Genomic DNA, 847 nt, shown 5'->3' on the forward strand with positions numbered 1-847 from the left:
CTTAAGGGCTTTGGGTTTTTTGGCTTTTGCGCCCGGCTTTCCGTTGAGTTGACTGTCGTATTCCTCGATAACCGTCGTTGCGAGTTCCACAAATCCGCGTAGCTTGTCCGCGCGATCCTTCAGAAGCTTCCGCTGCTCTTCGTCGGGATCGGTTGCGTCGGCAAGGTCGCCGTCCGCAATGATGATGCGCAAAATCGGCAATTCAATCTGCTCAAGGCCGGCCTTCTGGGCAAGCACGACCCATACCTTTGATTTATCAATTGCGTTATCCGCTGCGTTCGCCAGGCAGTGCCTGATGAGGATGCGCGCAGAATAGTCGAGGCGCTCCGCCAATTGCAGCCATTGTTGCGATGCCTTGCTTTCTTTGCGCGCACTCTCGGGTGGCAACGGAGGCGCGAAATAGCGATATGGCCCTGCCTCAGAATCAAGCGACGCCAGCGTTCTTATTATCGGTTCGAGTTCCTGAAACGGGCGGCTGCCGCTTGGCAACTCGTGTCTGTGTTGCCAAAGGGCGAGGATCGCATCGCGGCACGCTATGACGCGCTGCGGGTGATCCTTCGCAGCTTTCTGTTCGGCATTTTTGATTTGCTCCGCAAGGTAATGGACCATCCAGCGCGACAGCGTATCATTGGTGTCGGCGAGCTTCAGTTCGGCGATGAGCTTTTTGCCAAGGGCCAAGATCGCGTCAGCATGTTTCGACACTTCCGTCGGATTTGATGAGGAAGAGTTGGACCGTGGGCGGGACTTTCTTGTTGTCATCGTCATCTCGGCTTTCGTATCGAGAGTAGCTGCGCCGCCGCTCGATTTCCACTTTAACGATCATGTCCATATCGAGCTTGCGCAACAG

General features: G+C 55.5%; 1 protein-coding gene. It reads right to left on the minus strand.

From position 1 onward, the window contains the following. Positions 1-678 (minus strand): AVAST type 3 anti-phage proein Avs3b (gene avs3b / locus EN780_RS35675; protein WP_210215098.1); only part of this gene is annotated, 678 nt, incomplete at its 3' end. Positions 679-847 lie beyond the last annotated feature (169 nt).

Source organism: Mesorhizobium sp. M4B.F.Ca.ET.089.01.1.1 (assembly GCF_004022605.1).
Classification (GTDB): Bacteria; Pseudomonadota; Alphaproteobacteria; order Rhizobiales; family Rhizobiaceae; genus Mesorhizobium; species Mesorhizobium abyssinicae.